This is a genomic window from Nocardioides okcheonensis (assembly GCF_020991065.1).
Lineage (GTDB): Bacteria > Actinomycetota > Actinomycetes > Propionibacteriales > Nocardioidaceae > Nocardioides > Nocardioides okcheonensis.
In genome coordinates, this window is sequence record NZ_CP087710.1 from 1,126,564 (window position 1) to 1,153,548 (window position 26,985).

29 protein-coding genes are annotated in these 26,985 nt (G+C 71.8%); 14 read left to right on the top strand and 15 right to left on the bottom strand.

The window, feature by feature from the left end; all coding sequences use genetic code 11:
• The first annotated feature begins 5 nt into the window (after window positions 1-5).
• Complete coding sequence (locus LN652_RS05275) at window positions 6-881, top strand: glycosyltransferase 87 family protein (protein WP_230443640.1); 876 nt, start codon at window positions 6-8, stop codon at window positions 879-881.
• Here the strand turns inward: LN652_RS05275 and LN652_RS05280 are convergent.
• Window positions 763-1,707: a cytochrome c oxidase assembly protein gene (locus tag LN652_RS05280; RefSeq protein WP_230443641.1), complete on the bottom strand. Its 945-nt coding sequence runs from the start codon at window positions 1,705-1,707 to the stop codon at window positions 763-765. The genes LN652_RS05275 and LN652_RS05280 overlap by 119 nt on opposite strands.
• A gap of 137 nt (window positions 1,708-1,844) precedes the next feature.
• Between LN652_RS05280 and ctaE the strand changes: the two genes are divergently transcribed.
• Genes ctaE through qcrB form a run of 4 tightly spaced genes read left to right on the top strand, consistent with a single transcriptional unit; the run spans window position 1,845 to window position 6,180 of the window.
• Window positions 1,845-2,423: an aa3-type cytochrome oxidase subunit III gene (gene ctaE / locus LN652_RS05285; RefSeq protein ID WP_456238076.1), complete on the top strand. Its 579-nt coding sequence runs from the start codon at window positions 1,845-1,847 to the stop codon at window positions 2,421-2,423.
• A 45-nt stretch (window positions 2,424-2,468) separates the two neighbouring features.
• A complete protein-coding gene (qcrC, locus tag LN652_RS05290; protein WP_230443643.1) occupies window positions 2,469-3,341 on the top strand; it encodes a cytochrome bc1 complex diheme cytochrome c subunit in 873 nt (290 codons plus the stop codon).
• Entirely contained in the window at window positions 3,338-4,411 is a 1,074-nt protein-coding gene (gene qcrA / locus LN652_RS05295) for a cytochrome bc1 complex Rieske iron-sulfur subunit (RefSeq protein WP_230443644.1), read from the top strand. Before qcrC ends, qcrA begins: the two co-directional genes overlap by 4 nt.
• Entirely contained in the window at window positions 4,408-6,180 is a 1,773-nt protein-coding gene (qcrB, locus tag LN652_RS05300; protein WP_407941527.1) for a cytochrome bc1 complex cytochrome b subunit, read from the top strand. The genes qcrA and qcrB overlap by 4 nt, the downstream gene beginning before the upstream one ends.
• Before the next feature lie 327 nt (window positions 6,181-6,507).
• Here the strand turns inward: qcrB and LN652_RS05305 are convergent, their stop codons facing one another.
• From LN652_RS05305 to ctaC, 5 genes are all read right to left on the bottom strand, one after another.
• Entirely contained in the window at window positions 6,508-7,497 is a 990-nt protein-coding gene (locus LN652_RS05305) for a hypothetical protein (protein WP_230443645.1), read from the bottom strand.
• Between the two features lie 260 nt (window positions 7,498-7,757).
• Entirely contained in the window at window positions 7,758-8,984 is a 1,227-nt protein-coding gene (locus tag LN652_RS05310; protein WP_230443646.1) for a L,D-transpeptidase, read from the bottom strand.
• A gap of 103 nt (window positions 8,985-9,087) precedes the next feature.
• On the bottom strand, window positions 9,088-9,486 hold the full coding sequence (locus LN652_RS05315) for a cytochrome c oxidase subunit 4 (RefSeq protein ID WP_230443647.1): 399 nt from the start codon (window positions 9,484-9,486) through the stop codon (window positions 9,088-9,090).
• Window positions 9,483-11,243, bottom strand: coding sequence for an aa3-type cytochrome oxidase subunit I (gene ctaD / locus LN652_RS05320; RefSeq protein ID WP_268932232.1), 1,761 nt, complete (start codon window positions 11,241-11,243; stop codon window positions 9,483-9,485). Before ctaD ends, LN652_RS05315 begins: the two co-directional genes overlap by 4 nt.
• Window positions 11,240-12,136, bottom strand: coding sequence for an aa3-type cytochrome oxidase subunit II (gene ctaC / locus LN652_RS05325; protein WP_230443648.1), 897 nt, complete (start codon window positions 12,134-12,136; stop codon window positions 11,240-11,242). The genes ctaD and ctaC overlap by 4 nt, the downstream gene beginning before the upstream one ends.
• Before the next feature lie 181 nt (window positions 12,137-12,317).
• Here ctaC and LN652_RS05330 point away from each other — a divergent pair, with 181 nt between their 5' ends.
• Window positions 12,318-13,433: a cysteine desulfurase family protein gene (locus tag LN652_RS05330; RefSeq protein ID WP_230443649.1), complete on the top strand. Its 1,116-nt coding sequence runs from the start codon at window positions 12,318-12,320 to the stop codon at window positions 13,431-13,433.
• Window positions 13,430-13,684, top strand: coding sequence for a sulfurtransferase TusA family protein (locus tag LN652_RS05335; RefSeq protein WP_230443650.1), 255 nt, complete (start codon window positions 13,430-13,432; stop codon window positions 13,682-13,684). Before LN652_RS05330 ends, LN652_RS05335 begins: the two co-directional genes overlap by 4 nt.
• A gap of 187 nt (window positions 13,685-13,871) precedes the next feature.
• Here LN652_RS05335 and LN652_RS05340 read toward each other — a convergent pair whose 3' ends face one another.
• Window positions 13,872-14,858, bottom strand: a complete 987-nt coding sequence (locus tag LN652_RS05340; protein ID WP_230443651.1) for a carbohydrate kinase family protein — start codon at window positions 14,856-14,858, stop codon at window positions 13,872-13,874.
• A gap of 64 nt (window positions 14,859-14,922) precedes the next feature.
• Here LN652_RS05340 and LN652_RS05345 point away from each other — a divergent pair, with 64 nt between their 5' ends.
• Entirely contained in the window at window positions 14,923-15,189 is a 267-nt protein-coding gene (locus LN652_RS05345; protein ID WP_230443652.1) for a hypothetical protein, read from the top strand.
• A gap of 56 nt (window positions 15,190-15,245) precedes the next feature.
• Here the strand turns inward: LN652_RS05345 and erpA are convergent, their stop codons facing one another.
• Window positions 15,246-15,605: an iron-sulfur cluster insertion protein ErpA gene (erpA, locus tag LN652_RS05350; protein WP_090971856.1), complete on the bottom strand. Its 360-nt coding sequence runs from the start codon at window positions 15,603-15,605 to the stop codon at window positions 15,246-15,248.
• A gap of 67 nt (window positions 15,606-15,672) precedes the next feature.
• A complete protein-coding gene (locus tag LN652_RS05355) occupies window positions 15,673-16,755 on the bottom strand; it encodes a glycerate kinase family protein (RefSeq protein WP_230443653.1) in 1,083 nt (360 codons plus the stop codon).
• Between the two features lie 41 nt (window positions 16,756-16,796).
• On the opposite strand from LN652_RS05355, the gene LN652_RS05360 reads away from it, so the two are divergent.
• On the top strand, window positions 16,797-17,216 hold the full coding sequence (locus LN652_RS05360; RefSeq protein WP_230443654.1) for an SRPBCC domain-containing protein: 420 nt from the start codon (window positions 16,797-16,799) through the stop codon (window positions 17,214-17,216).
• Window positions 17,217-17,233: 17 nt separating this feature from the next.
• The gene (locus tag LN652_RS05365) at window positions 17,234-18,097 is read left to right on the top strand and encodes a GNAT family N-acetyltransferase (RefSeq protein ID WP_230443655.1); all 864 of its coding nucleotides are present in this window, start codon (window positions 17,234-17,236) and stop codon (window positions 18,095-18,097) included.
• Window positions 18,098-18,112: 15 nt separating this feature from the next.
• Here the strand turns inward: LN652_RS05365 and LN652_RS05370 are convergent, their stop codons facing one another.
• On the bottom strand, window positions 18,113-19,342 hold the full coding sequence (locus LN652_RS05370; RefSeq protein WP_230443656.1) for a glucose-1-phosphate adenylyltransferase family protein: 1,230 nt from the start codon (window positions 19,340-19,342) through the stop codon (window positions 18,113-18,115).
• 124 nt (window positions 19,343-19,466) lie between these two features.
• Between LN652_RS05370 and nadA the strand changes: the two genes are divergently transcribed.
• On the top strand, window positions 19,467-20,651 hold the full coding sequence (gene nadA / locus LN652_RS05375) for a quinolinate synthase NadA (protein ID WP_230443657.1): 1,185 nt from the start codon (window positions 19,467-19,469) through the stop codon (window positions 20,649-20,651).
• 7 nt (window positions 20,652-20,658) lie between these two features.
• On the top strand, window positions 20,659-21,846 hold the full coding sequence (locus LN652_RS05380) for a winged helix DNA-binding domain-containing protein (protein WP_230443658.1): 1,188 nt from the start codon (window positions 20,659-20,661) through the stop codon (window positions 21,844-21,846).
• Window positions 21,847-21,881: 35 nt separating this feature from the next.
• Here LN652_RS05380 and LN652_RS05385 read toward each other — a convergent pair whose 3' ends face one another.
• From LN652_RS05385 to LN652_RS05405, 5 genes are read right to left on the bottom strand one after another with little or no spacing between them, the layout of a single operon-like run.
• Window positions 21,882-23,090, bottom strand: a complete 1,209-nt coding sequence (locus LN652_RS05385; RefSeq protein WP_230443659.1) for a sensor histidine kinase — start codon at window positions 23,088-23,090, stop codon at window positions 21,882-21,884.
• Window positions 23,087-23,659 (bottom strand): PspA-associated protein PspAB, encoded by a 573-nt coding sequence (gene pspAB / locus LN652_RS05390; protein WP_230443660.1) that lies wholly within the window; start codon window positions 23,657-23,659, stop codon window positions 23,087-23,089. Before pspAB ends, LN652_RS05385 begins: the two co-directional genes overlap by 4 nt.
• 13 nt (window positions 23,660-23,672) lie before the next feature.
• Window positions 23,673-24,575, bottom strand: coding sequence for a zinc metalloprotease HtpX (htpX, locus tag LN652_RS05395; RefSeq protein WP_230443661.1), 903 nt, complete (start codon window positions 24,573-24,575; stop codon window positions 23,673-23,675).
• 8 nt (window positions 24,576-24,583) lie between these two features.
• Window positions 24,584-24,862: a PspA-associated protein PspAA gene (pspAA, locus tag LN652_RS05400; RefSeq protein WP_230443662.1), complete on the bottom strand. Its 279-nt coding sequence runs from the start codon at window positions 24,860-24,862 to the stop codon at window positions 24,584-24,586.
• Window positions 24,859-25,659, bottom strand: a complete 801-nt coding sequence (locus LN652_RS05405; RefSeq protein ID WP_230443663.1) for a PspA/IM30 family protein — start codon at window positions 25,657-25,659, stop codon at window positions 24,859-24,861. The genes pspAA and LN652_RS05405 overlap by 4 nt, the downstream gene beginning before the upstream one ends.
• A gap of 185 nt (window positions 25,660-25,844) precedes the next feature.
• On the opposite strand from LN652_RS05405, the gene LN652_RS05410 reads away from it, so the two are divergent.
• Together LN652_RS05410 and LN652_RS05415 are read left to right on the top strand one after the other, a co-directional pair.
• Window positions 25,845-26,426 carry a DUF3043 domain-containing protein gene (locus LN652_RS05410; RefSeq protein WP_230443664.1) on the top strand — a complete coding sequence of 194 codons (582 nt, stop codon included), beginning with the start codon at window positions 25,845-25,847 and terminating at the stop codon, window positions 26,424-26,426.
• The gene (locus LN652_RS05415; protein WP_230443665.1) at window positions 26,423-26,980 is read left to right on the top strand and encodes a GNAT family N-acetyltransferase; all 558 of its coding nucleotides are present in this window, start codon (window positions 26,423-26,425) and stop codon (window positions 26,978-26,980) included. Before LN652_RS05410 ends, LN652_RS05415 begins: the two co-directional genes overlap by 4 nt.
• Window positions 26,981-26,985: the final 5 nt, after the last annotated feature.

The following is a 26,985-nucleotide window of genomic DNA, read 5'->3' on the forward strand; positions in this document are numbered from 1 at the left end:
TGACGGTGGAGATCACGCTGCTCAGGCGACTGTCGCTCGTCGCCCTGTGCACCCTCCTGGCGGTGGTCGGGGTGTTCGAGACGACGGCCCACCTGCACCTCACCGGTCCGGGCTGGGACGCCGCCGCGTACTGGGGCGCCTGGCGCGGGGAGATGTACGACGGGTCCGTCGGCGACCCGGGCCACTACCTCTACAGCCCCGCCTTCGCCCAGGCCGTCTGGCCGCTCGCCCACACGACCTGGCCGCTGTTCGTCGGCTTCTTCGTGGTGGTCAACGCGGTCGGGCTGGCGTGGCTGCTGCGCCCGCTGCCGCTGGTGCTCGCGGTGCCGCTGTGGGTGGCCGGCTCGCAGGAGGTGCTCTCCGGCAACGTGTTCGTGCCGATGGCGATCGTCGCGGTGCTCGGCATGCGGCTCCCCCAGCTCTGGGCGTTCGTCGCGCTCACCAAGATCACCCCCTGCCTGGGCCCGGTCTGGTTCGCCGTGCGCGGCGAGTGGGGTGCCCTCGCGCGCGCCCTCGGCGCCACCGCGGCGGTGGTCGCGGTGTCCGCGCTCCTCGCGCCCGGCCTCTGGGCCGAGTGGCTCGGGTTCCTCGTCGACCAGGCCCGGCTCTCCGACGGCGCGGCGGGCTGGGCGTTCATCCCCGGCCCTCTCTACCGGGTGCCGCTGGCGCTGCTGCTCGTCGTCTGGGCCGCGCGCACCGACCGGGTGTGGGTGCTGCCGGTGGCGATAGTGGTGGCCACGCCGTTCATCTGGAACGGGTCGCTCACCCTGCTGGCCGCGATCCCCCGCCTCCGGGCGTCCCGACCCCGCGACGCTCGGCGAGGTCGAGGCGACGGTCCTCGCGTGACGCCTCCTTCATCGACGACCGCACCCACTGGGTGAACAGCACCGCGAAGAACAGCACGCCGACCAGGTCACCGCTCGCCCACAGGATGCCGCCGGCGAGGTGCTGGTCCTCCAGCGCGGGCGGCAGCCACGACGCCATCGGCCCCTCGCGCAGCGCGAGGTAGTGCTCCGCGCCGATCAGCGTCGTCTGGCCCATGATCGTGACGCCCAGGAACGCGTGGAACGGCAGCGTCATGATCGTCAGCAGCACCCGGAACGGGTAGCCGACCCGACCGGGCAGCGGGTCGATGCCCATCAGCGGCCAGAAGAACAACGTCCCGACCAGGACGAGGTGCACGTGCATCACCTGGTGGACGAACGACGAGGCCAGGCTCGCGTCGTACCACGGGCTGAAGTAGAGCGCCCACGGCGAGACGACGTAGAGCACGAACGCCAGCGGCGGGAACGCCAGCACCTTCGCCAGGCGCGAGTGCAGCACCGCCAGCAACCACCGGCGCGGGGTGGCGGGCAGGGTGCGCAGCGCGAGGGTGATCGGGGCGCCGAGCGCGAGCGCCAGCGGCACGACCATCGACAAGATCATGTGCTGGACCATGTGGACGCTCAGCAGGGTGCTGTCGTAGCGACCGAGGCCCGAGAGCGTGGCGAGGGCGAACGACCCCATGCCGAGGCCCACGAAGGCGAGCGTGCGACCGACCGGCCAGCGGTCGCCGCGGCGGTGCAGCACGGCCACGCCGAGGGCGTACAGACCCGTCCCCCAGACCACGACGATGAACGGGATCGGGTCGATCCCCCAGTCGGTGAGGACGCTCCCGAGGGTGAATCTGGGGAGGACCTCGGGGTCGGCGGAGAGGGGGAGCAGCACGCTGTGAACTTTATGACGGACATACACAGGGGGTCGGGGTGCCCTCGGCTTCCCCCAGCGGCCATAATGTCTACGTGGCGACAGCAACTGCGACGATTCCGGCCTCCCGTCTGCACGGGCACCACGACCGACCGAGCATGGTCAGCGTGGGAACCATCATCTGGCTCTCGAGCGAGCTGATGTTCTTCGCCGCGCTGTTCGCGGCCTACTTCACCATCCGCGCGGTCAGCCCCGAGCTGTGGGCGCAGGAGACCGAGAAGCTCAACGTGCCGTTCTCCACGGCGAACACCGCGATCCTCGTCGCCTCGTCGTTCGCGTGCCAGTGGGGCGTCTTCGCGGCCGAGCGCGGTCAGGTCGGGCGCACGGGCGGGCTGCTCAACTTCACCAAGTGGGGCCTGCGCGAGTGGTTCATCCTCACCTACGTCATGGGCGCGATCTTCATCGGCGGCCAGGCGCTGGAGTACGCCGAGCTGATCCACGAGGGCGTCACCATCCCGAGCTCGGCCTACGGCTCGATGTTCTACCTCACCACCGGCTTCCACGGCCTGCACGTGACCGGTGGACTGATCGCCTTCCTGTTCGTGCTGGGTCGCACCTACCTCGCCCGGCGCTTCACCCACGAACAGGCCGTGACCGCGATCGTCGTGTCCTACTACTGGCACTTCGTCGACGTGGTCTGGATCGGCCTGTTCTTCACGATCTACGTCATCAAGTAAGCACCCCCGACAGTCAACACCGTCGCAACCGGCAAGGACTCAAAAGTGCGTTTGCTGAACCGAACCGCAGGTCGCCTGTCCCGGCACCGTCGGGGACCTCTCGCGGGACTCGTCGTGCTGCTGCTGGGCCTCGTGATCAGCGGCTCCCTCTACACCGCTCTTGCTCCGGCGCAGGCGCAGGACCAGGCCAGCGAGACCGAGCAGCTCGCCCAGGGCAAGGAGCTGTTCCTCACCAGCTGCGCGTTCTGCCACGGCAAGAACGGCGAGGGCGTCCCCACGGTGCGTGAGGGCTACCAGCTCGGCCCGTCGCTGGTCGGCGTCGGCGCCGCCGCGGTCGACTTCCAGGTCGGCACCGGCCGCATGCCGATGGCCAGCCCCGGCGCGCAGGCGCCGCGCAAGCCGGTCGCCTTCAACGACGAGGAGGTCGCGGCGCTCGCGGCCTTCGTCGCGTCTCTCGGCCCCGGCCCGGACATCCCGGACGAGTCCGACTACTCGATCGAGGGCCTCTCCGAGGAGGAGCGCGAGGAGGCCATCACCCGTGGTGGCCAGATCTTCCTCACCAACTGCACCGCGTGCCACAACTTCAACGGCGCCGGCGGCGCGATGCCGCGCGGCGGCTACGCCCCCACCCTCCACGGGGTCGAGGGCAAGTACATCTACGAGGCGCTGCTGACCGGTCCGCAGAACATGCCGAACTTCAGCAACGGCAACCTGTCCCCCGAGGAGAAGCGCGACGTGATCGCCTACCTCGACAGCATCCAGGACACCCCGGAGTACGCCGGCTTCACGCTCGGCGGCCTCGGCCCCGTGTCGGAGGGGCTGTTCGCGTGGCTCGTCGGCATCGGCGGCCTCGTCGGCGCCGCCGTCTGGATCGCCTCGCACACGACGCGCAGCAAGAAGAGCAAGGTGAACGCGTGAGCAACGACCACACCCCCGAGCCGTACGACTCGCACGTGCCGGCCCACCGCGAGGCCGAGCCGATCGCGGACCCCGGCCTGCCGGAGCACACCTGGCGCCCGACCGACGTCGACCCCAAGGCCGAGAAGCGCGCCGAGCGCCAGATCGCCGCGATGTTCATCCTGGCGATGGTCAGCGCCGTGCTGTTCGTCGTCGCCTACTTCTCCCTCGAGGTCGGCGACAACTGGGACACCTTCCTCGGCATGGGCGCCTCGACCATGGCGCTCGGCGTCACGCTGGGCGTCTCGCTGCTGCTCATCGGCACCGGCATCATCCACCTCGCGCGCAAGCTGATGGCCGACGTCGAGATGGTGGAGATGCGCCACCCGGCCGCCTCCCCGCAGGAGGACCGCGACGCCACCATCGAGGCGCTCAACGCGGGCCTCGACGAGGCCGGCATCGGGCGGCGCCCGCTGGTCCGCAACACCATGATCGGCGCCGTCGGCGTGCTCGGCCTCCCCGCCGTCGTCCTGCTGCGCGACCTCGCGCCCGGTGACACCCTCGACATCGACAAGCTCGCCCACACCATCTGGGAGCCGGGCATGCGCCTGGTGCGCGACGTCGTCGGCACCCCGATCCTGGCCAGCGAGGTCGAGATGGGTGACCTGGTCAACGCGGCCCCCGAGGCGATGTTCCCGACCGAGGAGAACGGCTACCCCGAGCTCGAAGGTGCCGAGGAGCAGTCCGAGAAGGCCAAGGGCGCGATCATCATCGTCCGGATGAACCCCGACGAGATCATCCCTGCGAAGGGCCGCGAGAAGTGGACCGTCGACGGGATCATCTGCTACTCCAAGATCTGCACCCACGTCGGGTGCCCGATCTCCCTCTACGAGCGCACCACGCACCACGTGCTGTGCCCGTGCCATCAGTCGACCTTCGACCTCGCGGACTCCGCCAAGGTCGTCTTCGGTCCGGCTGCCCGCCCCCTTCCGCAGCTGCCCCTGGCAGTCGACGACGAGGGCTACCTGGTCGCACAGAGCGACTTCACCGAGCCCATCGGGGCCAGCTACTGGGAGCGTGAGAAGCAGTGAGCACCGACGCGAGGCTGGACACCAGCAAGGTCGCGACGAGCAACCGCACCGACGCCGCGACCACGTCCAAGCCCGGCAAGGCGGGATCGTTGGCCACGTGGGCCGACGACCGCCTCGGCCTGGCTTCGGCGATGAAGAAGAACCTGCGCAAGGTCTTCCCCGACCACTGGTCCTTCATGCTGGGCGAGATCGCCCTGTGGAGCTTCGTGGTCCTGCTCCTCACGGGCGTGTTCCTCACCCTGTGGTTCAACCCCTCGATGGGACACATCACCTACGAGGGCTCCTACGACCAGCTGCGCGGCGTCGGGATGTCGGAGTCGATGGCCTCGACCCTGCACATCTCCTTCGACGTGCGCGGCGGCCTGCTGATGCGCCAGATGCACCACTGGGCTGCGGCCATCTTCATCGCCTCGATGATGGTGCACCTGCTGCGCGTCGCCTTCACCGGCGCGTACCGCAAGCCCCGTGAGCTCAACTGGGTCATCGGCTGCGTGCTGCTGCTCCTGGGCACGCTCGAGGGCTTCACCGGCTACTCGCTGCCCGACGACCTGCTCTCCGGCACGGGCGTCCGCGCCGCGGACGGCTTCCTGAAGGCCACCCCGGTCGTCGGGACGTACATGTCGTTCCTGCTCTTCGGTGGCGAGTTCCCGGGCGAGTCGATCATCCCGCGGCTCTACATCATCCACGTGCTGCTGATCCCCGGCATCCTGCTCGCGCTGATCGCCGCCCACATGCTGCTGCTCGTCTACCACAAGCACACGCAGTGGCCCGGCCCCGGCCGCACCGAGCAGAACGTCGTCGGCTACCCGATGCTGCCGGTCTACGCCGCCAAGGCCGGCGGGTTCTTCTTCATGGTCTTCGGCGTCATCGCCCTGATGGGCGGCCTGATGTCGATCAACCCGGTCTGGAAGTTCGGACCGTACGACCCGACCAAGGTGACCGCGGGCTCGCAGCCCGACTGGTACATGGGCTGGCCCGACGGCCTGCTCCGCATCATCCCGACCGGGTGGGAGACGGTGCTCTTCGGCTACACCATCTCGTGGAACGTGATGCTGCCGATCCTCATCGTGCCGCCGCTCATGCTCGTGGTCCTGATGCTCCTGCCCTTCCTCGAGGGCTGGATCACCGGTGACAAGCGCGACCACCACCTGTTGCAGCGCCCGCGCAACGCGCCGACGCGCACCGCGGTCCTCGTCGCCCTGATGACCTTCTACGGTCTCGCCTGGGCGGCCGGCGGCAACGACATCATCGCGATCAAGCTGCACGCCAGCATCAACCAGATCACCTACTTCATGCGCGTGGCCATCTTCCTCGGCCCGCTCCTGGCGTTCTGGATCACGCGACGCTGGTGCATCTCCCTGCAGCGCCACGACAACGAGAAGCTGCTCCACGGCTACGAGACGGGCATCATCACCCGCTCCCCCGAGGGCCAGTACTCCGAGCGTCACCTGCCGATCAGCGAGACGGCCGCCTACACGCTCACCGCGCGTGATCGTGACGAGGTCTTCACCGTCGACGGCGACACCGACGCGGCCGGCGTGGCCGCACCCAACTCCCGCTCGGAGCGCCTGCGGGCCCGCCTGTCGCGGTGGATGTACGTCCACAACGTGCAGAAGCCCACGGCCGCCGAGCTCGAGGAGGCGCACCACCACGCCGCGCACGAGGCGGAGCTGCAGGCCGGGCTCGACCACCCGGTCGACGGTCACCAGTTCGACGACCACCGTCTGCGCGACACCGGGGACGTCCCGCTCCGCGGCGGCGACCACTGATCGCTGCGTCGTAGCAGACACCGAAGGGCCCGCCGGATCCGTCCGGCGGGCCCTTTCGCGTCCCGAGTCGGCACAACCTGCCGCCCTCCCCCGCCCGAAGGTGGCGGCACACGACAGTCATCGCCCCACAGTGGCGGCACACGACAGTCATCGCCCCACAGTGGCGGCACACGACAGTCATCGCCCCACGGTGGCGGCACACGACAATCATCCACACGGATCAGATGTCATCTGCCGCCACCTTCACTGCGGACGTGTCATCTGCCGCCACCTTCGGGGACGACGAGGTCAGGCATCCGGTCGAGCGACGTCGGGGCGTCGACCTGTTCAGGCGGCGTCGTCACCGTCAGCGCTGGCCAGGCGATCTCGCACCGGCAGCTTGGGGACGGCTCGCGCGAGGAAGTCAGCGGACCCGGAAGGCGTGAACAGCGAGCGGCGCAGGTGCTCGTGCCAGGGCCGGATCCGGCTCAGGTCGTGCGGCCTCCCCAACGACCGGTCCGCGTCCTCGAGGATCGTCACCCCGCGGTGCAGCACGTCCCCGGCCGTGTAGCCGCGGCGGACGTAACCGGCCTTCTCCAGCGCGCGGTCCCGCCTCCGGTCCTTCACCCGCCTGGGGCCCTTCTCGTGGTCGTCCCCGTCGTACTCCGGCAGCCCTGTGGTTCCGACGATCCGGAGGTCCGACCGCGCGATCTCGTTGCCGTGCGGTCCGAGGATGACGTACTGCGGTTCCACCTCTATCCCGCACACCACGTGGAGCAGGCGCAGGAGCGTCTCGTACGCAGACTCCGACCGTCCGTCCGCGAGGGCGAGGCCCCGAGCCAGCGCGCGACCGCCCGGACGACGGGGAGTGATCACCTCGCGGATCCTGTCGGCGTCGCAGTCGCCTCGATGGAGGGCGCAGTCGATGAGGATCACCAGGTCGACCACGCACAACCACCGAGCACACGCCAGCAGCGTCTCCGCAGCAGTCGCGCACCTCAGACCTGCGATCTCCTCGCGACCGACCGCCCGCGTGTGACGGCTGGTGCGGACGCCGGCTCGCATCGGGCGCGGGTCGTCGATCTCCATGGCCATGAAGACGGGCGTGGCGCCGGGCAGCGGCGGCATCCACCACCCCCGCACCTGGGCGCTGGTGAGGGCGGTGAAGCAGCCCGCGTCCGTCATCAGCAGCTGCCAGGCCCACAGCTGTGCGGCCAGGTCCGTGCCGAGGTCCTGGCGTCGGTGCACGGCGAAGGACTCCCGGACGTACGACCTCAGGCGCGGGTGCCCGCGCAGCGCTGGGTCGGTCGGGAGCTCGCCGGGCTGACGTCGTGACATGCGACGAGGGTGGTCCCGACGCGCCGGTGGCGCGACCGCCGCCCGTACGACCTGTGGACGACCGTCCGCGGGCCTCACCTGTGGACGGAATCCGGACATCCTGCGGCGGCGCCTGACCGTGGCGGCACACGACACGTTGCACGCCATCGTGGCGGCAGACGACACACCTGACGCGCAGATCGGTGTCGTGTGCCGCCACCTTGGGGGCGCGGATGTCGTGTGCCGCCACCCTCGGGCGGCGCAAGGCAGGGTGCGCCGACTCAGGAGAGCGCGGAGCCGGCCTTCCAGTCGGCGCGGGAGAGATTCCAGTCGCCGTAGCCGTTCTCGAGGGTCATCTGACGGTCGGTGCCGGTGTACTCGACCACGTCGCCGCGGCGGCTCATGGCGTAGAGCCAGCCGGCGTCGGCGGTCGACAGGCCGGTGCAGCCGTGCGAGACGTTGGCGTGGCCCTGGGAGCCGACCGACCACGGCGCCGCGTGGATGAACTCGCCGGAGTAGGTCACGCGCATGGCCCACTGCACGTCGTCGATGTCGTAGGCCTCGGGGCTGTCGCGGTTGATGCCGACGGTCTCGGAGTTCATCCGCCTCTCCGCGAACTTCTCCATGATCACCTTGGTGCCGGAGCGGGTGGTGAACCCGGGCTTGCCCGTGGTGATCGGGAGCGTGCGCAGGAGCGTGCCGTTGTTGAAGACCTGCATCTGGTGGGTCTGCGCGTCGACCTTGTAGACGTGGGCGTCACCCACCTCGAAGCTGACCTCGCGGTCCTCCTGGCCGTAGATGCCGTTGCCCGCCGGCAGGCTGTTGACGTCGACGTCGACCGTGACGTCCGTCCCGGCCTTCCAGTAGGTGTGCGGGCGCCAGTGGACCTCCTTGTCGTTCAGCCAGTACCACGACCCCTGCTGGGCGGGCGTGCTGGTGACCGACATGTGCTTCTCGAACAGCGCGTGGTCGGTGACGGGGAGGTCGAAGGTGACGACGACCGGCATCCCCACCCCCACCGTCTCGCCCTGCAGCGGCGCGATCGACGGGTACGTCTGCTGGTCGAGGGTGAGGTCGACGGTGTGGAAGGTGCGCGAACGCTCGACGGTGGTGCCGTCGGCACGCGCGGCCCGCGCGGCGATCGTGTAGTCGGTGCCGGGCTCGAGCGCGGCCGACGAGGTCCAGGTGCCGTCGGCGACGTCGCCGGCGAGGCGGCCCTCGGCCGAGGTGACCTCGACGCCCTCCAGGGTGCCTCCGCTCGCGGTGACGGTGACGGGCGCGTCGATCGGGACGGACGCGGCGTCGGTGAAGCTGGTGGTGATCCGGACCGGCTCGGCCTTCGTCGTCTCCGCCACGGCCCCGGGGCTCTCGCCCTGCGGGTCGCCCGCCCCGCCGGCCGTGCGGTCGTCGCACCCGGCCAGCGCGACCAGGCACAGGGTCGCGGCGACGGCGGCCGTACGGCGACGCAGCGGCGACGGTGACGCGGACGAGGACGCAGCAGGACGCATGCGACAGGACCCCCCAGGACAGCACAGGCAGACAGGTGAAACGGAAGAACCCGTCCAGCGTACGTGCTGGACGGGCTCTGCCGAAGTCGAGGAGGCGCGTGGCTCAGTGCGCGTGCTCCCCGCGGTAGTACTCGAAGACGAAGCCGCAGAGCACGATCGCCCCGACCACGAAGCCGATGATCACCAGCCACCAGGCGGCGAGCGCGGTGCCGTAGACGACCACGGTCAGCGCGAGCGCGCACCACAGCGGCCACCAGGAGTAGGGCGGGAAGAAGCCCAGCTCGCCGGCTCCGTCGGCGATCTCGCCCTCCTTGCGGTCCTCGGGACGGGGGTCCATCCGCGAGGCGTGGAAGCCGAGGTAGAGGGTGATCATGGCCGTCAGGAGCGCGGTCATCACCAGCGCGGAGGTGCCCGTGGGGTCCTCGGCCAGCATCCAGTAGACCGGGGCGACCACGGCCACGAAGACCGTGGTGATCCCGAAGATCCAGGCTTCCGCCTTCATCGCTCGTCTCCCTCGTTGTCGGCGCGCTCGGCGCGCTCGCGCAGCATCTCCTCACGACCGTCCACGTCGGGGGCGTCGGCGATGCCGCCGTTGCGCTCCGCGTCGTGCTCCTCGAGCTCGCGCAGCGCGACCTCGGGGTGGTGCAGGTCGAACGCCGGCGACTCCGAGCGGATGCGCGGCAGCGTGTGGAAGTTGTGGCGCGGCGGGGGCGAGCTGGTCGCCCACTCCAGGGAGCGGCCCCAGCCCCACGGGTCGTCCACCTCGACCTTCGGGCCCTTGGCGGACACGTAGACGTTGTAGAGGAACGGCAGCATCGAGGCACCGAGCAGGAACGACCCGACCGTGGAGATCTGGTTGAGCGTGGTGAACCCGTCGCCCGGCAGGTAGTCGGCGTAGCGGCGCGGCATGCCCTCGACGCCCAGCCAGTGCTGCACGAGGAACGTGGCGTGGAAGCCGATGAACAGCACCCAGAAGTGCACCTTGCCGAGACGCTCGTCGAGCATCTTGCCGGTCATCTTCGGCCACCAGAAGTAGAAGCCGGCGAACATCGCGAACACCACGGTGCCGAAGACGACGTAGTGGAAGTGCGCGACCACGAAGTAGGAGTCCGACACGTGGAAGTCCAGCGGCGGGCTGGCCAGGATGACACCGGTCAGGCCACCGAAGAGGAACGTCGTCAGGAAGCCGACCGACCACAGCATCGGGGTGTCGAACGACAGCGAGCCGCCCCACATCGTGCCGATCCAGTTGAAGAACTTCACGCCGGTGGGCACCGCGATCAGGAACGTCATGCCGGAGAAGAACGGCAGGTCGACCGCACCGGTGACGTACATGTGGTGGGCCCACACGGCGACAGACAGCATCGCGATGCCGAGGGTCGCGGCGACCAGGCCGACGTAGCCGAAGATCGGCTTGCGGCTGAACACCGGCAGGATCTCGGAGATGATGCCGAAGAACGGCAGCGCGATGATGTAGACCTCGGGGTGGCCGAAGAACCAGAACAGGTGCTGCCACAGGATCGGACCGCCGTGCGACGGGTCGAAGACGTGGGCCCCGAGGATCCGGTCGGCCTCCAGCGAGAGCAGGGCGCCCGCGAGGATCGGGAACACCATGATCACGAGCATGCTGGTGATCAGCGTGTTCCACACGAAGATCGGCATCCGGAACAGCGTCATGCCGGGGGCACGCATGCAGATGATGGTGGTGATGAAGTTGACGCCACCGAGGATCGAGCCCAGACCGGCCATCCACAGGCCCATGATCCAGAGGTCACCGCCGACGCCGGGGCTGCGGACGGCGTCCGACAGCGGCGTGTAGGCGAACCAGCCGAAGTCGGCGGCGCCCTGCGGCGTGAGGAAGCCGGACCCGGCGATCAGGCCGCCGAACAGGAACAGCCAGTAGCTGAACATGTTGAGGCGCGGGAACGCGACGTCCGGCGCACCGATCTGCAGCGGCATGATCACGTTGGCGAAGCCGAAGAACAGCGGCGTCGCGAACAGCAGCAGCATGATCGTGCCGTGCATCGTGAACAGCTGGTTGTAGAGCTGGTCGTTGACGACCTGCATGCCGGGGTAGGCCAGCTCGGCGCGGATCAGCATCGCCATCAGGCCGGCGGCGAGGAACCAGGCGAACGAGGTGACCAGGTACATCTTGCCGATGAGCTTGTGGTCCGTCGTCGTGAGCAGGCGGACCACCTGCTGGCCGAGGGTCTTCTCCTTGACCGTGCCCTGGTGGGTGGCTGCGGTGGCGGCGCTCACTCCTGGGCTCCTTCCGATGCGGTCTCGAGACCGACCTGGTCGTTGACGTAGGTGCCGCCGAGGACGGGCGAGGCGGCGGTGTTGCCGGCCTCGGCCAGGTCGCTCAGGTAGGAGTCGTACTCCTCCTGGCTGACGACCTCGACGTTGAAGAGCATCCGCGAGTGCGAGACGCCGCAGAGCTCGTAGCACTTGCCCTTGTAGGTGCCCTCGACGGTCGGGGTGACCTGGAGCTTGTTGACGCGACCGGGGATGACGTCCATCTTCACGAGGAAGGCCGGGACGCCGAAGTCGTGGATCACGTCGGGCGAGTGCAGGTTGAACTGGATGGTCTGGTCGACCGGCAGGACCAGCGTCGGGATGTCCCGGCCGGTGCCCGAGGTGTAGACGTACTCGTCGTAGGCGAAGTCGCCCTCCTCGCCGTTGGCGGCCGGCTCACCGGTCGCGGAGGTGTCCTGGTCGCCGACGCCGTAGTTGAAGGTCCAGGACCACTGCTGGCCCGTGACCTCGACGGTCATGTCGGGGTCGGGGACGATCTTGATGACCTCGTCCTGGACGCGCACGGTGTGGAAGAAGAACACCACGCACATGAGGACCGGGGCGATCGTGTAGAAGACCTCGAGGGGCAGGTTGTAGCGGGTCTGGCGCGGCACCTCGTCGTCGCTGCGACGGCGGAAGCGCACCACGGCGTAGAAGATGAGGCCCCAGACGATGACGCCGGTGACCATCGCGGCCACCCACGCCCACTTCCAGAGCTCGTAGGTGTAGGGACCCTGGGCGCTCGCGCGGTCGGGCATCGCGAGGTTGCGGATCTGGTGCTGGTCGGCCTCGGAACAACCGGCCAGCACCAGCATCGTCACGCCCAGCAGCGCGACCCTCAGCACGCGGCGGGGCACGGCTGTGAGGTTGGGGACTTGCAGACCCACTGACGAGCCTCTCTCTCGGTCCTTCTCGACGAGGAAAAGAGTATCCCCAACGGGGAGGGTCGTGCCGGGCAGGGTCGGGTGTCGTCCGATCCGCGGCCACCTCGACCGGCGCCCCCGCGACCGACGGGCGCCCCGTGGCAGAGTTCGGTGCGTGACCGGGCCCGCCGACCTCGACAGCGCGTCGTCGACGCCGCTGCACCCGGCGGCCCGCGAGGTGCTCCTCGCCGCGCTGGAGCGGGGCTGGGCCGACCCCCGGCGGCTGCACCGGGCCGGGCGCGACGCCCGCCTGCTGCTCGACAACGCCCGCGAAGCGACCGCCGACGCCCTCGGCGTGCGGCCGGACGAGGTCACGTTCACGCCGAGCGGCACCCACGCGGTGCACCTGGGGCTGCTGGGGCTGCTGAGGGGCTCGCGGCGCGGCGACGGGGTCGTCCACGCCGCCGTCGAGCACTCCGCCGTGCGCCACGCCGTCGCGTGGGGCGGCCGGACCGTCGAGGTCGGCGTGGAGCGGGACGGCCGGGTCCGCGCCGACGACCTCGTCCGCGGCGCGACCGCACCCGGGACCGGCGTGGCGGCCCTGCAGACGGCGAACCACGAGGTGGGCACGCTCCAGGACCTCGACGGCCTCGACCTGCCCGACGACGTACCGCTCTTCACCGACGCCTGCGCCTCGATGGGGCGACTGCCCCTGCCCGCCGGCTGGACGGCGGCGGCCGGCTCGGCGCACAAGTGGGGCGGTCCGGCGGGCGTCGGCGTGCTGCTGGTGCGCAAGCGCGCCCGCTGGCGCAACCCGTTCCCCGACGACGACCGCGTCGACGAGCGCTCGACCGGCTTCGAGAACGTCCCCGCCGTCCTCGCCGCGGCGGCCGCGCTGCAGGCGGTGGTGGCCGAGCGCGACGAGGTGGGCGCGCGCCAGCACGGGCTCGTCGACGTCGTACGCCGCCGGGTGGCCGCGGAGGTGCCCGACGTCGAGGTCTTGGGCGACCCGGTGCGGCGGCTCCCCCACCTCGTGACGTTCTCCTGCCTCTACGTCGACGGCGAGGCGCTGGTCACCGAGCTCGACCGCCGCGGCTTCGGGGTCGCGAGCGGCTCGGCCTGCACGGCGTCGACGCTGACCCCGAGTGCCGTGCTGGAGGCGATGGGCGTGCTCACCCACGGCAACGTGCGGCTCTCGCTGCAGCGCGACGCGACCCGCGCCGACGTCGACGCGCTGTGCGACGCCCTGCCCGAGGTCGTCGCCGGGATCCGGGCCAGGGTGGGGCTGTGAGCGCCCCGCACGACGCGCACGCCGTCGCCCTGGAGCTGGACTGCACCGCCCTCCCCTGCCCGATGCCCATCATCGAGCTCGCCCGGCACCTCGCCGACGTCGAGGTGGGGGACCTCATCGCCGTGGTGGCGATGGACGCCGCCGCTGCGGTCGACGTCCCGGCCTGGTGCCGGATGAAGGGGCAGGACTACGTCGGCGCAGACGTCACCGACGACGGGCGCCCGCGCTACGTCGTCCGCCGGGTCACCTGAGCGTCCACGGCTGCACTCGAGCGGACCCATGGCCGCCTGACGCACGCCGTGGTCGCTAGACGCACGCCGTGGTCGCTAGACGCACGCCATGCCGGGCGTCGAGCGGCCATTGGTCCGCTCGACACCCGCCGCGGACGCTGCCACGGCGCCCGGGTCAGGGCCGGGTCAGGGCCGGGTCAGGGCCGGGTCAGGGCCGGATCGTCTGCAGGTGCGGCGCGAAGTCCGCGACGGCGTCGTCGCCGTAGGTGGCCGCGCAGCGGGCGAGGAAGGCCTCGCGGGAGATCTCGTACTCCTGGGTGCCGACCTGCTCGACGACGTAGACGGCGAGCAGGCATCCGAGCTGGGCGGCACGCTCGTGACCGAGGCCCCAGCTGAGCGCGGCCATGAAACCGGCGCGGAACGCGTCGCCCACGCCGGTCGGCTCGACCTTCTCGATCTCGGGCACGGCCGGCACCACGACCGACTCCTCGCCGGCGCGGTCGATCCGGACGCCGGCGGGGCCGAGGGTCACCACCCACGTCCCGACCCGCGAGAGCACCTCCTCGGCGCTCCAGCCGGTCTTCTGGGTGATCAGGCTGGCCTCGTACTCGTTGGAGAACAGGATCTCCGCGCCGTCGATGAGCGGGCGGATCAGGTCGCCGTCGCCGAAGGCGAGCTGCTGGGACGGGTCGGCCAGGAAGCGGTAGCCGCGCTGGCGGCACTCCTCGGTGTGGCGCAGCATCCCCTGCGGGTCGTCGGGGCCGATGATCACGTAGTCCGGCTCGCCGACCCGGTCGACGATCGGCTTGAGCTCGATCTCGCGCGACTCGCTCATCGCACCGGCGTAGAAGCTCGCGATCTGCGCGTGCGCGGTGTCGTTGGTGCACACGAAGCGCGCCGTGTGCCGCGTCTGCGAGACGTGGACCGAGTCGCAGTCGACGTTGTGGCGCTCGAGCCACGCGCGGTACTCGGCGAAGTCCTCGCCGACGGCGCCGACGAGGACCGGACGGAGGCCGAGGTTGCCCAGGCCGAAGCAGATGTTGGCCGCGCAGCCGCCGCGTCGGACCTCGAGGTCCTCGACGAGGAAGGACACCGACAGCTTGTCGAGCTGGTCGACGACCAGGCTGTCGGAGAACCTTCCCGGGAAGGACATCAGGTGGTCGGTCGCGATGGATCCGGCTACGAGGAGGGACACGCCGCGGAACACTACCTTTCGGTACGTCTCCGGATACCAATCAGTAGCCAATAGCGTCGTCCCCATGACGACCTCGACGCCGCGTCCGCAGCGCCCCTCGCACCTCGTCCACGACGAGCTGGCGACCCCGCAGGAGATGGCGGCCGACTGCCGCGCCGCGGGTCGCAACCTCGGTCTCGAGGCCCGGCTGGAGCGGGCGGCGCGAGCCGCGGTGTCGGCACCCCCGAGCATCCGGTTCGAGGACTACCCGGCCGAGGTCGGCAAGCGCGAGATCCGCGTGTCGGACGCCGCCGCGCGCCTCGCCGCCGCGCTCCACCTGCACCTGGACTGACCCGCGGACGACGAAGGGCCCCAGCCGTGCGGCTGGGGCCCTTCGTCGTGGTCAGCTCAGTGGAAGCTGTCGCCGCAGGCGCACGAGCCGGTGGCGTTGGGGTTGTCGATGGTGAAGCCCTGCTTCTCGATGGTGTCGACGAAGTCGATCTCGGCACCGTTGAGGTAGGGGACGCTCATCCGGTCGACGACGACGGTCACGCCGTCGAAGTCGGTGGTGACGTCGCCGTCGAGGGTGCGCTCGTCGAAGAACAGCTGGTAGCGCAGGCCCGAGCAGCCACCCGGCTGCACGGAGATGCGCAGGGCCAGGTCGTCACGGCCCTCCTGCTCGAGGAGGCTCTTCACCTTGCCCGCGGCGACAGCGGAGAGGTTGATCTGGTCGGTGCGGCGCTCAGTGGTCTCGACCTGCTCGGTCATCTCATCACTCCAAGTCTCGGGGTCTTGCTCGTCCCAATGGTCGCACACCCGAGGTTATTCCCGGCCGTCACCGCGACCACGTGCGGGCCACCCGCTCGGCCAGCTCGGCCAGCGCGTCCGCGGGGGCCCCGAGGGCGCGCTCCTCCCCCACCAGCTCGACCAGCGAGTACGCCGACTCGATGCCGAGCGCACGCATCTCCCGCGAGCCCACGAGCACCTGCCCGGCCAGGGCGACGCACGGGCGCAGCGCCTCGGCCGCCACGCTCGCGACGCCGTAGGGCACCTTGCCGGCTCGGCTGGAGAAGTCGAAGGCACCCTCGCCGGTCAGGACGAGGTCCGCGGCCCGCGCGCGGGCGGCCAGGTCCACCGCCTCGGCGACCAGCTCGATGCCGGGCTCGCGGGTCGCGCCGAGGGCGAGCAGGGCGTAGCCGATCCCGCCGGCGGCACCGGCGCCCTTCTCGAGCGATGTACGCCGGTCCGTGGCGGCCGCGAACGCCTCGAGCCAGCCGTCGACGACGGCGATCCGCTCCTCGACGATGCCCTTCTGGGGTCCGAAGGTCTTGGCAGCGCCGAAGAGACCGGTCAGCGGGTTGTCCACGTCGCTGGCCACGACCAGGGTGACCCCGGCGAGCCCGTCCCGGGCCGGCCCGAGGTCGACCCGCGTGACACCGGCCAGCCCCGCCGGTCCGGACGACAGGTCGGCGTCGGCCTCCGCCCCCAGCGCCGCCAGCACGCCTGCCCCGCCGTCGGTCGTCCCCGAGCCGCCCAGTCCGACGACGACCGTCGTCGCCCCGCCCTCGACCGCGGCGAGCACGAGCTCGCCGACGCCCCGGCTGGTCGCGGCCTCGGGGTCGCCGTCGGCGAGGTGCAGGCCCGCCGCCTGCGCGCACTCGACGTAGGCCGTGGTCCCGACGCGGAGCACGACGGCCGGGACCGGCGAGCCGTGCGGTCCGGAGACCGTGACGGCCGAGAGCTCGCCGCCGCGGGCGGCGTGCAGCACGTCGACGAAGCCGGGGCCGCCGTCGGCCATCGGCGCGAGGTCGAGGTCGTCGTCGGGCGCCTGCCTGCGCCAGCCGTCAGCGATGGCCTCGGCCGCCTCCACCGCGGTGAGGGTGCCGGCGAACTTGTCGGGAGCGATCAGCACGCGCATGGCTGCATCCTTGCAGTGGACCCGTCGGGCATGCTGGGCGCATGAGCACTGATCCCGTCGTGGCCGAGGTCGTCGTCCCGGGGAGCCCGCGGGCGGCGTTCGTCGGCTTCACCGCCCAGATGGGCGAGTGGTGGGACCCGCTGCTGACCCCCGACTCCGCGACGTTCACCGGCATCTCGATCGACCCCAACGGGCCCGTCGCGATGGTGCACGGCGACGAGGAGTACGTCTGGGGCCGGGTGATGAAGTGGGACCCGATCGGCGAGTACGCGCAGGAGTTCTGGCTCGGCCACCCCGAGGAGGAGGCGACCGTCCTCGACGTGCGCTTCAGCGACACCGGCGAGGGCAGCACGCTCGTGCGGCTGGTGCACAGCGGCTGGACCGCCGAGACCGAGGCGCTGCGCGAGAAGTACACCCACTGGGACGACCTGCTCGCCCGCTTCGCCGCGCACGTCTCGTGACCCTGCTAGTCCGGCCGATGCAGGTCGACGACCTCCCGGCCTGCGAGTCCATCACCCGCGCCGCCTACTTCGAGGTCGACCGCGCCACCTTCCAGCGGTCGTGGCCCGACCCGGAGCCCCGGTCCGAGGCCGGCCGCACCGACTGGCTGGCCAAGTCGCGCCACAAGCTCGCCACGGACCCCGGCGGCTGCTGGGTGGCCGAGGAGGACGGCGTCGTCGTCGGCCTGGCCACGTCCCTGCGGCGTGAGCTGATGTGGATCCTGTGCTCCTTCGCCGTCGCGCCCGAGGCGCAGGGTCGCGGGCTCGGGACGCTGCTCCTCGAGGCGGCGACCCGCTACGGAGCCGGCTGCCTGCGCGGCATGTTCGTCGCGAGCCAGGACCAGGGCGCGCTCCACCGCTACCGCAAGGCCGGTTTCGACCTGCACCCGCAGATGGTCCTGTGGGGACCGGTGTCGCGCCAGGTGCTGCCCGTCGTGCCACACGTGCGGGAGGGCACGGCCGCCGACCGCGAGCTCTGCGACAGCCTCGACCGGCGTACGCGTGGGGCTGCCCACGGCGCCGACCACGCGCTCCTCGCCGAGCAGTTCCGGCTGATCGTGATGGACCACTCGACCGGCCAGGGGTACGCCTACGTCTCGCGGTCGGGAGGCGTGCAGTGCCTCGCCGCCGACAGCCGGAAGGCGGCGCGCGAGCTGCTCTGGGAGTCGCTGGCCGCCTCCGACCCCGCGACCCCGGTCGAGATCCCGCGCGTGACCTCGGCCAACCAGTGGGCGCTGGACGTCGCGACCGCCGCACGGCTCGGGATCCACACCCGCAACTTCCTCGCCACGCGCCACCTCAAGCCGCCGGCGCCCTACATCCCGCACAGCACCTTCCTCTAGCCCCGGCCGGCCTGGCTAGAGGAACGACCCCGGCTCGAGCCGGGCTCCGCCCGCCACGTCGCCGCCGATCCGGCAGTCGCGCCCGGCGAGCACCAGGTCCTCGTCGCGGGCCAGGCGGGCGGTCGGCTCGGCACCGACCCGGACCCGCGGACCGACCTCGCAGCGCTCGTCGAGCACCGCGGTCCGCACGACCGAGCCCGCCCGGACGACGCAGTCCTCCATCAGCACGCTGTCGTGCACCTCGGCGCCCTTCTCCACGACCACTCCCGGCCCCAGCACGCTGCCGACCACGAGGCCGGACACGTCCGCGCCCGGGGAGAGCAGCGAGTCGTGGCACGAGCCGGTGCCGCGGACCCGTGCGGCCGGTCGGTCCGGCCAGTGGGACACGACCGGGCGCGAGGGGTGGTCGAACACGTCGACGCGGCCGGCGAGCAGGTCGCGGTGCGACTGCAGGTAGAGGCCGGGCTGGCCGACGTCGCGCCAGTAGCCCTCGAGCGGGACCGCCACGACCCCGCCGCCCTCGACCAGCCGCGGCAGCAGCCGCTCGCCGAAGTCGCCGATCCCGCTGTCACCCTCCGCGAGGTCGGGGTCGCCGGACAGCTCGGCACGCAGCTCGTGGAGCGCCGCCAGCAGCGCCTCGGTGTCGTAGACGAAGATCTCGGTCGCCACCGTCCCCGAGGACGCCCGCGACGGCTTGTGCTCGACACCCGTGACGGTGCCGTCGCGGCGCGCGAGGACCACCACGTTGTCGGAGGCGTCCGACTTGGTGACCTCGCTGGTCAGCACGGTCGCCGTGCGCCCCGCGGCGACGTGCTCCTCGACGACGGGCGCGAGGTCGGCGTTGAAGACGTGGTCGGCCGAGCAGACCACGAGCGTGCGGGCCCCGAACGTGTCGATGTCGGCCGACATCCGCAGCAGCAGGTCGCCGTTGCCGTGCGCGAAGCCGCTCTCGGTCGCGGGGCCGGTCCCGGTCTGCGGGACCATCCGGCGGAAGCCGCCGCGGTTGCGGTCCAGGCTCCACGGCCGGCCGCCCGCGAGGTACTCGTCGATCGAGGTGACCTGGTACTCCAGCGACACCCAGACGTCCGCGAGGTCGGCGTGCAGCAGCCCGGACAGGGCGAAGTCGATCAGCCGGTGCACGCCGCCGTAGGGCAGCGCCGGCTTCGCCCGCTCGCGGGTGAGGACGTCCATGCGGGACCCCTGGCCGCCGGCCTGCACCAGCGCGAGCACGTCGCCTCGTCTCATGCGCGCCACCCTCCCACTGGTGCGAGGCTGTCGGCGACCCTCCCTAGGATGAGCGCATGAGAGTCACCCCACGGCGTTCTTCTCCTCCGCTGCGCTCCCCCGGACAACGCCGCGGGGGCCCCGAATGAGCCTCGTCGACCTGCCGCTCCTCCCCCTCGGCAAGGGCCGTGACCTCGACGCCGAGCGCGGCGTGGAGTGCCCCGGCGACCTGCCCGCGGCGTCCGACCCCGACCTGGTCGCCCGCGCCCGCGCGGCCAAGGAGGCACTCGGCGAGCGGGTGTTCGTGCTCGGCCACCACTACCAGCGCGACGAGGTCATCCAGTTCGCCGACGTCACGGGCGACTCCTTCAAGCTCGCCCGGGACGCCGCGGCCCGCCCCGACGCGGAGTTCATCGTCTTCTGCGGCGTGCACTTCATGGCCGAGTCGGCCGACATCCTCACCTCGCCGGCCCAGCAGGTCGTGCTGCCCGACCTCGCGGCCGGCTGCTCGATGGCCGACATGGCCCGGCTGCGCCAGGTCGAGGACGCCTGGGACGCGCTCGCCGACGCCGGCGTGCAGGACAGCGTCGTCCCGGTGACCTACATGAACTCCAGCGCCGACATCAAGGCGTTCTGCGGGCGCAACGGCGGCGTGGTCTGCACGTCGTCGAACGCCGAGGTGGCCCTGGAGTGGGCCTTCGCGCAGAAGGCCGACGCCGCCGGCGGCGCGAAGGTGCTGTTCCTCCCCGACCAGCACCTCGGCCGCAACACCGCGGTCCTCGAGATGGGCATCGGCCTCGACGAGTGCGTCGTCTGGGACCCGCTGCAGCCGGGTGGCGGGCTCACCGCCGACGAGCTGCGCCGCGCCCGGATGATCCTCTGGAAGGGCCACTGCTCGGTCCACGGGCGCTTCTCCGAGGACGTCGTCGACGAGCTGCGGGCCCAGCACCCCGGCATCAACGTCCTCGTCCACCCCGAGTGCAAGCACGAGGTGGTGCTCAAGGCGGACCTGGTCGGCTCCACCGAGTTCATCATCAAGACGATCGAGGCCGCCGAGCCCGGCAGCGTCTGGGCGATCGGCACGGAGCTCAACCTGGTCAAGCGCCTCGCCGACGCCCACCCCGACAAGTCGATCGTCTTCCTCGACCGCAACGTCTGCTACTGCTCGACGATGAACCGCATCGACCTGCCCCACCTCGTGTGGGCACTGGAGAGCCTCGTCGCCGGCACGGTCGTCAACCAGGTCACCGTCGACCCGGACACCGAGGCCGAGGCGCTGGTCGCGCTCCAGCGGATGCTCGACCTCCCGGGCAAGTCCCACCGCGACTGACCCGACGATGGCACTGCGGCACGTCACCGACGCCGAGCGGCGCAGCCGGATCGCCGTACGCCACCGGCTGGCGCCGGCCCACCGCGCGAGCGACGTCACTGCCGTCACCCGGGCGATGACCGTCCTCCACGCCACCGAGGCGGCCACCGTCCACCTCGCGATCGCGGCACGCGCCGAGGGCGTGGCGCCCGAGGACGTCGACGCGGCGCTCTACGACACCCGCGAGGTGGTCAAGCAGCTCGCGATGCGGCGCACCCTGTTCGTCTTCCCGCGTGACCTGCTCCCGGCCGCCTGGGGCAGCGCCTCGGCCCGGGTCGCCACCGCCGAGCGCAAGCGGATCGCCAAGGCGATCGCCGGCGCCGGGATCGCCCCCGACGGGGCGGCGTGGCTCGACGCCGCCCACGAGGCGACCCTCGCCCGGCTCGCGGTCGCGCCCGCCTCCACGGCCCAGCTGCGGGCCGAGCTCCCGGAGCTCGCCGGCACCATCGGCGGCGACACCGACAAGACGTGGGACCGACCGGTCCCCGTCGCTCCGTGGGTGCTCACCACCCTCGGCCTCGAGGGCCGGGCGCTGCGCGGGCGCAACGCCGGGCACTGGAGGTTGAACAAACCGACCTGGACGACCGCCGAGGACTGGCTCGGCGAGGTCCCCGCGCCGCTCGGCGAGGCCGAGGGCTACGCCGCGCTGGTGGGGTCGTGGCTGCACACCTTCGGGCCGGGCACCGCCGCCGACGTCCAGTGGTGGCTCGGGTCCACCAAGACCGCGGTCACCCGCGCCCTGGCCGACGTCGGCGCGGTCGAGGTCACCCTCGACGACGGCTCCACGGGCTGGCTGCACCCGCTCGACACCGACGACGTGGGTCCGGTCGAGCCGTGGGCAGCGCTGCTGCCGACCCTCGACCCGACGGTGATGGGGTGGAAGTCACGCGGCTTCTACCTCGACCCCGCCCACGTCCCGTTCCTCGTCGACAGCAACGGCAACGCCGGCACGACGGCGTGGTGGGACGGCCGGGTCGTGGGCTGCTGGGTGCAGGACGACGAGGGCGTCGTACGCCTCTCGCTCCTCGAGGACGTGGGGTCCGAGGGCGAGGCGGCGCTGGAGCGGGAGGCCGCCCGCCTGACGCAGTGGCTCGACGGCACCGTCATCGGCAACGTCTACGCCTCCCGCCAGATGAAGCAGGCGCGGCTCCCCTAACCTCCACCAGCCTCCCCCAGCCTCCCTCGGCCGGCTCAGTGGACCGGCAGCTCGAACCAGAAGACGGAGCCGCCACCGTCGCGCTCGTCGACGCCGATCGACCCGCCGTGGGCCTCGACGATGCGCCGGCAGGTCGCCAGCCCCAGGCCCGACCCCTCGACGCTCTTGTCCAGGCGCGCGAGGGGCGCGAAGACGCGCTCGCGCTTGTCGGCCGGCACCCCGCGACCTCGGTCGCGGACCTCGACGCGGTGGCGGTCCTCGAGCTCGACCCCCACCACCTCGATGGCGGGCTGCTCGCCGAGGAGGGTGAACTTCGCGGCGTTGTCGACGAGGTTCATCAGGACCGAGCGCAGCTGGACTCCGTCGCCCCGCACGACCGGCAGCGACTCGACCGTGACGCAGGACCGGTCGACCCGGCCGGCCACGTCGTCGAGCGCCGCCTGCATCTCCACCGCGAGGTCGACCTCGTCGTGCCCGGGAGCCGAGCCCTGCGAGGCGAAGGCCAGCAGGTTGGCGATCATCTCGGTCATCCGGTCCACGCCGCGACGCGCCCGCGCGACCGTGTCGACCTGGTAGGGGTCGGTGACCTCCATCTCGAGCGCCTCGAGCGACAGCGAGATCGAGGTGAGCGGGTTCTTCAGGTCGTGCGTCACCTGGCCGGCGAAGTGCGCCAGCCGCTCGTTGGACTGCGCCAGCCGGGCGTTCGCCTCGCGCAGGCGCCGGCCGGCCAGCTCCAGCTCGAGGACGTCGACCACCCGGTCGGCCAGCTGGGCCAGGCCCGCCGTGGCCTCGGGGGTCACCCGCTGGGCCTCGTCGTCGAAGACGCACAGGGTGCCGATCACCACGCCGTCGGGCGTCCGGAGCGGGTGCGAGCCGTAGAACTTCACGGCCGCGACCTCGCCGGTCGTCCACGGGCTGTCGGCGTAGCGGTCGTCCTGGCTGGCGTCGGCGACCATCACCGGCTCGCCGAGGTCGACGACCGTGCGGCACATCGACTCCTCGGCCGGCGAGTCCGACCCGACGAAGCCGGCGGTGGCGACCTGGTGCTGGAGGCTGCTGGTCAGCAGGTTGATCGTGGCGTAGGGCACGCCGGCGACCTGGGCGGCCAGGTCCACGAGCGCGGTGAGCTCGCGGCGGGGCTCGGAGTCGAGCACGTGGTAGGCGCCGATGGCGCGATCGCGCTGGGCGTCGCGCCGGGCGTCGCGCTGGGGGCCGTCGTCCGGGCGCGTCTCGTCGGGGCTCACAGGCCCGGCGCCTTCCACACGGCGAGCCAGCGCTGCAGGTCGGGCTCCATCGGAAGCTCCTTGTCCAAGAGGTCGCGCACCGAGAGCTCGAGGAGCGTGTCACGCTCCTGGTCGCCGGTCGGCGCGAAGGGGTAGAAGGTGCCCTGCTTGTAGAGGTAGGTCAGGCCGAAGCGCCGTCCCGCGGCGTCGGCGAACGGCACCAGCGAGCACAGCAGGCTGCCCGCGAAGCCGTTGAGCTCCAGCGTCGTGTTGACCGCGTGCAGGTCCGTGCACAGGCCGGCGACGTCGGCGGGGTCACCCGTGACGACCAACCAGGTGAACCCGAAGTCGTCCCGCGTGACGGTGACCTCGGGCGCGTCGGCGGCGTCGCGCAGCAGCCCCTCGAGGTCGGCCTGGGCCTGCGCGAACGCGGCCCCCGCAGCCGGTCGGTAGCAGACCGACGCCTGCCCGGTCGGCTCGAAGCCCAGCGCCGTCTGCAGCGTGATCGCCGCGCTCGGGACGTGGAACAGCGCGTCGAGGTCGTTGCGCCGGGGCCGCGCGCGGCCACGGACCGCCTCCCACAGCCCCATCAGCGCTCCCCCGTCATCCGGTCGGCCTGCTCAGCTCGGCCTGGATCCGGGCCAGCTGCTCGAGGCGCTGCTGGAGCGGCGGGTGCGTGGCGGCGAGCCCGCTGAGCCCGCCGCTGAGGGCCGGCACGATGCACAGCGCGCTGGCGGCACCGGCGGCCCGGAGGTCCCGGCGCGGAGTCGCGGCGACCTCGCCGCTGATCTTCTGCAGGGCCGAGGCCAGCGACGCCGGCTTGAGGGTGAGGTACGCCCCCGCGCGGTCGGCGCTGAGCTCGCGGTAGCGCGAGAGCAGGCGGAGCAGCACGAAGCTGACGGCGTAGACCACCAGGCTGACGACCAGCGCGACGAGCACGGCCGGCAGGGCGCCGTTGCTGTTGCGCGAGCGGCCCATCGCGCCGAACTGCGTGAAGCGCAGCAGCAGGCCCGCCGCGATCCCGGCCGACGACGCGACGGTCATGACGAGCACGTCGCGGTGCGCGACGTGGCTGAGCTCGTGGGCGAGGACGGCCTCGAGCTCCTCGGCGTCGAGGACCCCGAGGATCCCGGTCGTCACGCAGACCACCGACCGGTCGGGCGAGCGGCCGGTGGCGAACGCGTTGGGCACCGCCAGGTCGGCGATGCCGACGCGCGGCTTCGGCATGTCGGCCAGCGCGCACAGCCGGTCGATCATCCCGTGCAGCTCCGGCGCCTGCTCCGGCGTGACCTCGCGGGCACGCATCGCCCGCATCGCCACCGTGTCGGAGGTCCACCACTGGTAGAACGCGACCGCGACCGCGATCACCGCGATCAGGACGGAGTAGCCGCGGAAGGTCGCCATCAGGGCGACCACGAGCGCCACGAACAGCCCTCCGAGCAGGAACATCGTGAGGGTCATCCGGGCGGTCAGCCCGGAGTCCCCGACGAAGCGCGACGTCGCCACCCGGCGGCTCAGCCCGGGATCAGGCCGTCGTCGCCCAGCAGCTCGCGGACCTCGTCGATCGTCGCGTCGGGCGGCGGCAGGATCAGGTCGGACTCGTCGAGGGAGTCCGCGGCGTGGTGGGTGCCGCTCGAGCGGACCGCGGCGAGCAGCCCCTGGAGCGCGGTGCGGAACATGTCCTCGTCGCCGGACTCCACGGCGTTCTCGACCTGCTGGTCGAGGCCGTTGAGGGCGTCGAGCGCCCCGTCGTCGAGGTCGTACTGCCCCTCGCCGAGGATCCGGACGATCATGCCTGGCCGCCCTCGGTGGGACGCTGCGCCGCCTGCTGCTCGGGCGCGGCCTCGAGGATGTCACCGCCGTCGTCGGCGGCCTCGATGGCCTGCGGCGCGGACGAGCCGGCCTTGAGCCGGGCCAGCTCGGCCTCGACGTCGGTGTTGGAGCTGAGCGCGTCGAGCTCGCGGGCGATGTCGTCGCCGGCGTTGAGCGAGGAGGCGTCGTCGAGCGCGCCGGAGGCGATGAGCTCGTCGATCGCCGCACCGCGGGCCTGCATCTGGGCGGTCTTGTCCTCGGCCCGCTGGATGGCCAGGCCGACGTCGCCCATCTCCTCGCCGATGCCGGACATGGCCTCGCCGATGCGGGTCTGGGCCTCGGCCGCGGTGTAGGTGGCCTTGATCGTCTCCTTGCGGGTCCGGAACGCCTCGACCTTCGCCTGCAGGCGCTGCTGGGCGAGGACCAGCTTCTCCTCCTCGCCCTGGAGCGTGGCCTGCTGCTCCTTGAGGCTGGTGATCTGCTGGGCGAGGCCGGACTTGCGGGTCAGCGCCTCGCGGGCGAGGTCCTCGCGTCCGGCGCCGATCGCCTTCTCGGCCTGCCCCTGCAGCTTGGCGGCCTGCTGCTCGAGCTGGTTGACCTGGAGCTCGACCCGCTTGCGGCTGGTCGCGACGTCGGCGACGCCACGGCGCACCTTCGAGAGCAGCTCGAGCTGGCGCTGGTAGCTGTAGTCCAGGGTCTCGCGGGGGTCCTCGGCCCTGTCCAGGGCCGTGTTGGCCTTGGAGCGGAAGATCAGGCTGACGCGCTTCATGAGACTCATCGGGGTGCGGACCCTCTCTCGGTCATGCGTGGAATGGCTGGTGGAACCCGCCGTGACGTTGTCCTCACCCTAGGACCAAAGCCAAGCGCGAGGTAGGGACTTGTCCTGACGTCGGCGGGGCGCCGCGCTGCCGCAGCCGCGGGATAGGCTGCGCCCAGCATCCGATCCACGTGAAGGCAGCAGCGTTGTTCCGTCGTTCCAGCTCCGAGCCCCAGACCTCCGCCGCCCCCGAGAAGGCGGGCGGGAAGGGTCGCCCCACCCCGACCCGCAAGGAGGCGGAGGCGGCCGCTCGCGCCCGCGCCCGTACGCCCCGGACCCGCAAGGAGCAGGCCGCCGCCCGCAGCGCCGCGCGCGGTGACGCCTCGCGCCGGATGCGCGAGGCGATGAAGACCGGCGACGACCGCTTCCTGCCCGCCCGCGACCGCGGTCCGGTGCGCCGGTTCATCCGCGACTCCGTCGACTCGCGGTTCTCCTTCATCGAGCTGATGCTCCCGCTGCTCCTGCTCTCCCTGGTGCTCGGCACGACCGGCAGGCAGAGCCTGGTGCAGATCGGCAACACGATCATGTTCACCACCATCATGGTGATCATCGTCGACATCGTGATGCTGCGCTTCCGGCTGCGCCGCGAGCTCGCCCGCCGCTTCCCGGGGCAGCCCACCAAGGGCGCGACGGGCTACGCCGTGATGCGGTCGCTGCAGATGAAGTTCCTGCGGCTGCCCAAGCCGCAGGTCAAGATCGGCCAGAAGCTCCCCGAGACCTACCGATGACCCCTGCCTCCGGCGGCCCGACCGCCGACGTGTCGGTGCGCGTCGCGTGGTCCGACGACGCCGACGCGATCGCCGCGCTCCAGGTGCGGGCGTGGCCCGACCTCTACGCCGGCGTGCTGCCCGCCGAGGCGTTCCCGACCGACGTCGACGCGGTGGCCGCCCAGTGGCACCGCTCGCTGTCGCGCCCGGCCGACGCCCGCCACCGGGTGCTGGTCGCGCTGGAGCGCAACCGCGTGGTGGGCTTCGCGCTCACCGCCCCGGCGGCCGACCCCGACTGCGACCCGCTCGCCGACGGTGAGGTCTCGGAGGTGACGCTCGACCCCCACGAGCGCGGCAAGGGCCACGGCTCCCGGCTGCTGCAGGCGGCGGTCGACACCCTCGCCGCCGACCGCTTCACCCGTGCGGTGAGCTGGGTCAACGCCGGCGACGACGCGCTGCGCACCTTCCTCACCGACGCGGGCTGGGCCCCGGACACCGCGCACCGCGAGCTCGACCTGGACGGCACGGGCGCCACCCGGGTCCGGCAGGTCCGGCTGCACACCGCGATCGGGTGACCCGC

What these genes read in the sequence shown, in the direction of transcription:
- pspAA (WP_230443662.1), bottom strand. Translation starts at nt 24,862, where the DNA reads ATGATCGTCCGGATCCTCGGCGAGGGGCAGTACGACCTCGACGACGGG.
- pspAB (WP_230443660.1), bottom strand. Translation starts at nt 23,659, where the DNA reads ATGGGGCTGTGGGAGGCGGTCCGTGGCCGCGCGCGGCCCCGGCGCAAC.
- LN652_RS05315 (WP_230443647.1), bottom strand. Translation starts at nt 9,486, where the DNA reads ATGAAGGCGGAAGCCTGGATCTTCGGGATCACCACGGTCTTCGTGGCC.
- LN652_RS05345 (WP_230443652.1), top strand. Translation starts at nt 14,923, where the DNA reads ATGACGACCTCGACGCCGCGTCCGCAGCGCCCCTCGCACCTCGTCCAC.
- LN652_RS05355 (WP_230443653.1), bottom strand. Translation starts at nt 16,755, where the DNA reads ATGCGCGTGCTGATCGCTCCCGACAAGTTCGCCGGCACCCTCACCGCG.
- LN652_RS05365 (WP_230443655.1), top strand. Translation starts at nt 17,234, where the DNA reads ATGCAGGTCGACGACCTCCCGGCCTGCGAGTCCATCACCCGCGCCGCC.
- LN652_RS05415 (WP_230443665.1), top strand. Translation starts at nt 26,423, where the DNA reads ATGACCCCTGCCTCCGGCGGCCCGACCGCCGACGTGTCGGTGCGCGTC.
- LN652_RS05380 (WP_230443658.1), top strand. Translation starts at nt 20,659, where the DNA reads ATGGCACTGCGGCACGTCACCGACGCCGAGCGGCGCAGCCGGATCGCC.
- nadA (WP_230443657.1), top strand. Translation starts at nt 19,467, where the DNA reads ATGAGCCTCGTCGACCTGCCGCTCCTCCCCCTCGGCAAGGGCCGTGAC.
- LN652_RS05360 (WP_230443654.1), top strand. Translation starts at nt 16,797, where the DNA reads ATGAGCACTGATCCCGTCGTGGCCGAGGTCGTCGTCCCGGGGAGCCCG.
- LN652_RS05405 (WP_230443663.1), bottom strand. Translation starts at nt 25,659, where the DNA reads ATGAGTCTCATGAAGCGCGTCAGCCTGATCTTCCGCTCCAAGGCCAAC.
- erpA (WP_090971856.1), bottom strand. Translation starts at nt 15,605, where the DNA reads ATGACCGAGCAGGTCGAGACCACTGAGCGCCGCACCGACCAGATCAAC.
- LN652_RS05305 (WP_230443645.1), bottom strand. Translation starts at nt 7,497, where the DNA reads ATGTCACGACGTCAGCCCGGCGAGCTCCCGACCGACCCAGCGCTGCGC.
- LN652_RS05310 (WP_230443646.1), bottom strand. Translation starts at nt 8,984, where the DNA reads ATGCGTCCTGCTGCGTCCTCGTCCGCGTCACCGTCGCCGCTGCGTCGC.
- LN652_RS05370 (WP_230443656.1), bottom strand. Translation starts at nt 19,342, where the DNA reads ATGAGACGAGGCGACGTGCTCGCGCTGGTGCAGGCCGGCGGCCAGGGG.
- ctaE (WP_456238076.1), top strand. Translation starts at nt 1,845, where the DNA reads ATGGTCAGCGTGGGAACCATCATCTGGCTCTCGAGCGAGCTGATGTTC.